Source organism: Pseudomonas sp. NFACC10-1 (assembly GCF_900119195.1).
Classification (GTDB): Bacteria; Pseudomonadota; Gammaproteobacteria; order Pseudomonadales; family Pseudomonadaceae; genus Aquipseudomonas; species Aquipseudomonas cerasi.
The window spans coordinates 1-7,110 of record NZ_FPJB01000018.1; the positions used below are offsets into that span (position 1 = coordinate 1).

Sequence of the window (7,110 nt, forward strand, 5' to 3'; positions counted from 1 at the left end):
AACGTGATCGCCAGCAGCATCGACGCCAAACGCGACATCGCGATGGCCGCAACGGAAAACCTGACCCTGTCCTCGGCGGCTGATGAACAGCATTCGTACGGCAAGAGTAAGAAGGTGACCGAGCAGGAAGATCATGTGACACAAGTCGTGACTAATCTTAATGCTGGAGGAAGTATTGCGTTGAGTGCTGGCAAGGATCTGAGCATGATTGCCAGCCGAGTGAGTGCAACAGATCAAGCATATTTATATGCAGGCAATGACGTCAATTTACTCGCCGCACAGGACAGCGATTACTCATATTATTCAAAAACCAAGAAAGGTTCATTGGGTAAGAAGACTTCCGGAATGACAGAGAGCGAAAGCGATATCGCTGTCAGCTCAGTAATCGAATCTGGAAAAAAACTCGTTGTTTCAGCCGGTAATGACATCAATTCCCAAGGAGCCAAATTGGAGAGTGCCGGCGCTCTAAACGCCAGTGCTGGCCGAGATATCAACCTTGGCGTTGCTGAGAGCTCTGAAAGTCAATCCAGCGCTTCGTCAAAAAAAGGGATTTTCTCCAGCAAAAGTAATGCTAGCTCGTCCAGTCAGACAATGGTCACGAGTACAGAGTTTCGAGGCGAGAGCATCAGCTTGCAGGCTGACAACGACATCAAGTTGAACGCAGCAGTTATCTACGCGCAAGAGCATGCAAAACTGGATGCAGGACGTGACGTCGTCATTGGCACTGCCGAGCGACAGCAATCGGCCAGTCAATCAAGTTCTTCGAGCAAGTTTTCTATAAACCTTGCTGGTGCCCCTTCGTTGGCACAAAAAGGAAAAGCAGGCCAGGAAAATTCAAGTGAAAGCGTTGGCAGTAGCATTAGTGCCGATACGCTGGACGTAATAAGTGGACGTGATACTGCAATACGTGGAAGCACGCTGGTTACCGATGGCGATACAAAAATCGACGCAGGACGCAATGTTGAAATTGTAAGCGCTCAGAACAGCTCAAACTCCACCAGCAGTTCTTCTGGAAAAAAAGCGGGAGAGATTGGTTCATGGTGGCAGAGTGCGCTAGGCGTAGTGAGCCTTAAAGAAAGCAACGACAATGATGTAACTCGACAAGTCGGTAGCCAAGTCGCTTCGTTGGGCGGCAATGTCAACATTAATGCCGGTGAAAATTACAATCAGGTTGCCAGTCAGGTCATCGCGCCCAAGGGCGATATTTCGATTAAGGCGAAGGACGTCGATATTCAGGCTGGATTCGATGTGCTAAGCGCTAACCATACTGCAGGTTCGAGCAGAACAGCGATTGGCGGAAGTATCAACGTACCGTTGGTTGACGCAGTACGTAGTGCCCAACAAGCGGTGCAGGCTGGAGCAAAAACTGACGACGCACGCATGCAGGGATTGGCTGCAGCCAACGCTGCGATGAGCGCTAATCAGGCTTATGACAGTGGCCAGGCACTCATGAATGGTGAAATGGGTATCAAGGTCAGTGTCAGCCTGAGTAATAGCCAGAGCCATAGCGAAAGTAGTCAGTCCGGAGCCAACGTTGTATCGAGTGGCCTGGTTGCTGGCGGCAATGTCGATATTCAGGCCACCGGCGCAGGTAAAGACAGCAACATCAACATCGTTGGCAGCCGAATCGACGCGGGGCATGACGTTAATTTGAAAGCCGATGGCGACGTCAATCTCCTTTCAGCTCAGAACACATCTCTTCAAAACAGCACAAATGGTAATGCCGGTGGGAGTGTGGGGATCGGCTTCAGCGTTGGCGGAACGCAGAACGGTTTCACGCTTGATCTTGCCGCCAACAAGGGTAAAGGCAAGTCGGATGGCTCTGATGTTACCCAAACAAATACCGTTGTGAGTGCGGGGAATAAAGCATCAGTTGAAAGTGGCGGTGATACGTCTCTCAAGGGCGCAGTTGTTAAAGCCGATCAAGTCCAGGTAAACGCTGGCGGCGATCTGATCATAGAGAGCCTGCAGGACACGAGTAAATTCGCCGCCAAACAGATGGACTCAAGCGTTGGGATCAGCATTTGCATTCCACCATTCTGTTATGGCGTAAGTGGTTCGGCGTCATTCAATCAACAGAAAATGCAGAGTGACTATGCAAGTGTCGTGGAGCAATCCGGCATCAAGGCCGGGGACGGCGGTTTTCAGATTGATGTCAAAGGTAACACTGGCCTTGTGGGTGGCGTGATTGCCAGCACAGATCAGGCCGTAAAAGACGGCAAGAACACGCTTTCGACTGGAACATTGACGACAGTCAACGTGAAAAATAAAGCGGAATATGAGGCCACGAGTATTGGCCTGAGCGGCAGTAGTGGTGAACATGTCGGTAGGGATGCGAATGGGGATCAGAAAGCTGGAGCGCCAGGAACTCCTGTTGCCGATAACGGTAAGCTCAGCGCGAATACACCGATTGCCCTGTATGCCAGCGGTGAAGCAAGTAGCACCACCTACAGCGGGATCAGCGGTGCAAAAGTCACTATTAAGGATGACGCCAAACAGCAAGCTCTGACGGGGCAAACAGCTGCGCAAGCCATCGCAGACATCAACACGGACGTGGCTAGCGACCGAGATGGCAGCAACAGGCTCAAGCCAATTTTCGATGCGGATGAAATTCAAACGAATTTCAACATTGTAGGCAAATTTGTACAAAACGCAGGGGTCTACCTTGAGTCGCGTGCAAGAGAGGTCGATCAGGCAAAAGCGAATGCAGAGAATGAGCGACTTCAGTCTTTCAATCCTGCGTTGACCCCAGAGCAGCAGCAGTTACACAGGGACAACTATCTTGCCTTGAATCAGCAGGCCCGTGACATTGCGAACGACTGGGGAGCGGGCGGCACCTATCGCCAGATTGCAACAGCTCTGGTTGCGGGTGTGTCAGGTAATGTGACAGGCGCTTCAAGCCAGTTTGCTCAAAACATGGTGGTCAATTATGTCCAGCAGCAAGGCTCCGGGTACATCGGCAAGCTGGTAGCCGCAGGCGATATTCAAGAGGGTGACCCGATTCATACTGCGCTTCACGCAATCCTAGGTTGCGCAGGCGCGGCTGCCAGTAGTCAGAGCTGTTCGGCTGGTGCAACGGGAGGCGCTGCTGCAAGCGCACTGGCCGCGCTTTTCAACGACACCAAACCAGATGAAACAGACCAGGAGCGGGAAGCCAAGCGAAACATAATCACCAGCCTCGTTACAGGCATAGCTGCCGCCACGGACCCCGGTAGCGCCTCCGCCGCCAGCAACGCAGCTATTGCCAATGTGGACAACAACTGGCTGGCAACGCAGCAAATCGTTCAGGCGAACAAAGAGTTTGCGGCTGCCTCAAGCTTGGCAGAGCAAATGAGCGTCATTTTCAAATGGTCTGGCATATCGGCGAGACAGGACTTCATTTCCGGCAAAGGGATGTTGATCGGTCTCAAAGACGGGCTGGCTGACTCCGGATTGACCTCACTCGACAGTGCCGCACAACTTGTGGCGCACCCAATCGAAAGCTTCGCCGCAATGAAAGATTTTGTCGAATCCGCTTCGGGACGACAGCTATTGGGCGCGGCATCTGATGCGCTGGCGTTGCAATTGGCCAAGATCAATACAGCGCTTCAGGAGGGGGGTGATGAAAACGCCGAGCAATTAGGCACGACGATGGGGCAAGCGATATCGATTGTTGTCGGCGCTTTGGCGGGAGGTCAGACGAACACTGCGAAAGCAGCGGCAGAGCTGTCGAGGATGGGTATCGACCTTTCGAGCAGTACCCTCAAGACTGCTGCGGCGAGCTACAAGGCGAGTTCGTTGGAGAAGAAGCTGGCTAAGCTTGAGAGTGCTGGGCGTGATCTGGATGTGCCGGATGCTCCTGAAATGCCGCCTGCGACAGTAAATACGCCACATGTTTCTGGCGTCGCTGCATTGCAAAATTTAGAAAAAACTCCGACGAGTGATGGCGGCTTTATAAATATAAATAAGTTAAACTCAAACTCATATTCTCTTACAGACCTGATAGGCTCTGAAAAGCAGATGCTTAATGACGTGATTTCAGGTGCAGATGCAAGTGCAAGTGGGAGCATTACTGAGGCACTTATTAACTCCATTGCTAATCGTCAAGGATTGCAGGTTCTTGAAGGTGGGAAGTATGGTAGTAATAATGGTTTTGATCATGTCTTTATGAGTCAAGACGGAAGTGTTACCATCCTAGTGGAGTCTAAACAGGTTAAGAATGGAGCGATTCAGTTGACAGGTAGTGCTGCAGGTGGTTATGTTCAGATGTCTGATGATTGGGTTGACACTGTCCTTACAAGGTTGGATCCAGCCTCTCCTGTCTATAAGGCAGTTTTCACCGCTAAAAACAATGGTACGCTTGTAAAAGGCGTTGCAGGAGTGGATAGAAAAAATGGTAATGTACTGATTGCTCGTTTGGAATAAAAAATGGAAAAAAAATACTCAGAAAAAGCTAAGGTTCGACTAGATCACATTAGATATCATTTGAATGAAGGATATGATGTCGATCAGATAGTTGGTTTAATAAAGTCGGGTTCAGGTGACGTTCGCTCGTGCGTAAATAGTTTGTCATTACACGCTTTGGCAAGTGCGATGTGGTCATGGTTCGAAAATAGTGATATACAGGGTTTCAAAAAATGGCTTTCCATTTCAGGGCAGCTTAGAAAATATTCGTATGGCATCAAGACTGACTCTTTGGGCGCGCTTGGTAAACAAGTGCAATTACTGGCTCCGCTGCTTTCTGATGACCACGGCTTGGTAAAATGGTTTTCTGAGGAGAATGACAGCGCTTTTAATCTTAGTAAAGCCGAAAGTCCGAAACATATAGACTTTGTGGTCTATCAAGTGATTTTAGCGATCAGAGGGGAGTGGGATAAATTAAAAGAGAGATGTGAGATTTTTTTGGCTTCTCCGCCCACTTCATTAAGGAAGTATGTGCCTGATTTAGAGTTTTACTCTGCGCTTGCATCAGGGGAAACAGATAAAATGTCAGAGGCAATTGAGGTAATGGTTTCCCCTAAGTTTCTCTCCTCACGAGCCGATAGCGAGAACGGTTACACAGACGGTCTTATTTCGACGTTTGCAGTTATTTATTCTAAAATTGCTTGGATGCATGGTTTTCAAGTAAATGTCAAGTCTCCTTACGTTCCCCAGGAATGGCTGCCAATCATTCCTTTGGATAACTATGGTTTATGTTACGATTTCTTAAATAAATAAATTTTCCTTGAGGTTTTAAGTAACTATACAGGATTTTCGAAAGTCGACGGGCTTGGGATAGATATAGGCTTTTTCGACTTTGGCGTCGCGTCGCATCATGAGGTGCTGGCTCCGGAAAATAATCAGGAGCACAGCATCGGGGATCAGTTGGATGTTTTGAATGTGGGGTTCATGGAGCGTTTTACGATAGATTTAATCTCGTAAATTGATTTGTTGGGGGTTCGGCTATTCGTGCGAAGAGCGATCTTAAGTTTGCGCTGAACTTCCTACCCACCAATCGAGCGGAGATGCTGGCAGAGCTGGGAGTTGGGAGCAAGTCCGCAATGGGTTGTCTTTTCTGCTTCGCGGCCGAAACAATGCTCTCCACACCGGATGGCGAGCTAGTGTGGACATCAAGCTGCCGCTGGACATGGCGGTGACGGCGGAAGTTAAGACCAGCAAGCAGCGGGTGATGTGGTATTTTCTGAGTCCGTTGCAGTAGCATGCGCAGGAGAATTTGAGGGAGCGATTGTGAAAACCCTTTGGTGAGAGGGTGATATTTCACTTATATAGATGCGTGACTTTTATTATTTAGACGGTATCCGCGCCACAAACCCCACCTAGCAAAAAATGAGGATTGGGTTTAGCGAGGCATCTCTGGCGAGCAGTTCCACGGCAGCAAGGCTTCGTAATCTTCTACCGATGCAGCATGCGGCAACCGCTCAAGTACGTGGCGCAGCCACGTATAGGGCTCTTGGCTGTTGAGTTTGGCGGTCTCGACCAAGCTGTAGATCTGGGCGCTGCCGTGGCGCCTTTGGGCGTGTCGCTGAACAGCCAGGCTTTTCGTCCGATGGCGAACGGCCTGATTGCTCTTTCGGCAGCGTTGTTGTCGATGGGGAGAAAACCAGCTTCGATATAACGCTCTATCCGGCCCCAGTTGTGAGCCAGGTAGTTCACCGCTTTACCCAAGGCGCTTTGTGACGTGACCTGCGGCTGCGTTGTTTCCATCCATGCTTTGAGCTTCGTCAGCTCAGGCAGGCTTTTTTCCTGACGACCGATGTAACGCTGCTCATCGCTGACATCCTTGAGTTCACGCTCAATGCCATACAGTTTGTTAATGCATGCCAGTGCAACATCAGCGCGGCCTGTTTTGCCTTGAGGCTGCACTTTCTTTGCCTCCACGAACTTGCGCCGTACATGGGCCATGCACGCCAAGCGTTCCACAACCGGTTGCAACGCCAAAGCGTTATAGCCCGCGTAATCGTCGGTCATCACATAGCCCCGATAACTCTCCAGCAGGCACAGCGACACTTCCTGCGCACGGCTGGTGGTGTAGTTGAACAGGACGACTTTTCGGTCTGGTGGTCCGCTGGCCTGTACCCACATCCAGGATTGGCTGGTCGGGTCACGATCTCGCTCTTTTAGTACCTAGACTCGGGTTTCTTCGCTGATGACATGCTTGCGGCAACCGCAGGCACAGGTCAGTTCGTGCTCGGGCAGTTCGTGGATGACTTCGATGCGGGGAAGATCTGCCGACAGTGGCTTGCGTTTACCACGGTGTTTGACCGGTGCAACGATCTCTTCGTCAGCGTCGCCCACGGGTAGCCAACCAACGCACGATGACCAGCCATCAGAGCGCTGCGGATGATGCGACCTGGCGGCAGGACTTTGCTGACAGCGCGGCACGCATCGAAGCGGCCAACGACATGTCCCTGCAAGCCGGTCGTGATGTGAAAAACACCGGCAGCGTGTTGCATGCTGGTCGTGATTTGAGCATCGCTGCGGGCCGTGACGTCGCTATCGACTCGGCCCAGACCGAGAACGGCCGGACACGCGGCGTGAACTCCAGTAATTCCAGCATTACGCAACTGGGCTCCACAGTCAGCGCCGGACGCGACCTGACGGCCCAGGCCGGCCGCGACATCAACGTGATCG

At 51.1% G+C, this 7,110-nt stretch carries 2 protein-coding genes and 2 pseudogenes; 3 read left to right on the forward strand and 1 reads right to left on the reverse strand.

The annotated features are described in order from the left end of the window. Nucleotides 1–42 precede the first annotated feature (42 nt). Together BT119_RS26115 and BT119_RS26120 are read left to right on the forward strand one after the other, a co-directional pair. Nucleotides 43–4,404 (forward strand): hemagglutinin repeat-containing protein, encoded by a 4,362-nt coding sequence (locus BT119_RS26115; protein ID WP_256573038.1) that lies wholly within the window; start codon nt 43–45, stop codon nt 4,402–4,404. 3 nt (nt 4,405–4,407) lie between these two features. Beyond that, on the forward strand, nt 4,408–5,196 hold the full coding sequence (locus BT119_RS26120) for an immunity 49 family protein (RefSeq protein ID WP_063613821.1): 789 nt from the start codon (nt 4,408–4,410) through the stop codon (nt 5,194–5,196). Nucleotides 5,197–5,818: 622 nt separating this feature from the next. Here BT119_RS26120 and BT119_RS26125 read toward each other — a convergent pair. Continuing rightward, nucleotides 5,819–6,780, reverse strand: a pseudogene (locus tag BT119_RS26125) (IS66 family transposase); the annotation flags it as partial. Between BT119_RS26125 and BT119_RS26130 the strand changes: the two are divergent. Continuing rightward, nucleotides 6,768–7,110: pseudogene (locus BT119_RS26130) on the forward strand (hemagglutinin repeat-containing protein); the annotation flags it as partial. The pseudogenes BT119_RS26125 and BT119_RS26130 overlap by 13 nt on opposite strands.

Coding starts and splice junctions, on each gene's coding strand:
- BT119_RS26115 (WP_256573038.1), top strand. CDS start 43: ATGGCCGCAACGGAAAACCTGACCCTGTCCTCGGCGGCTGATGAACAG.
- BT119_RS26120 (WP_063613821.1), top strand. CDS start 4,408: ATGGAAAAAAAATACTCAGAAAAAGCTAAGGTTCGACTAGATCACATT.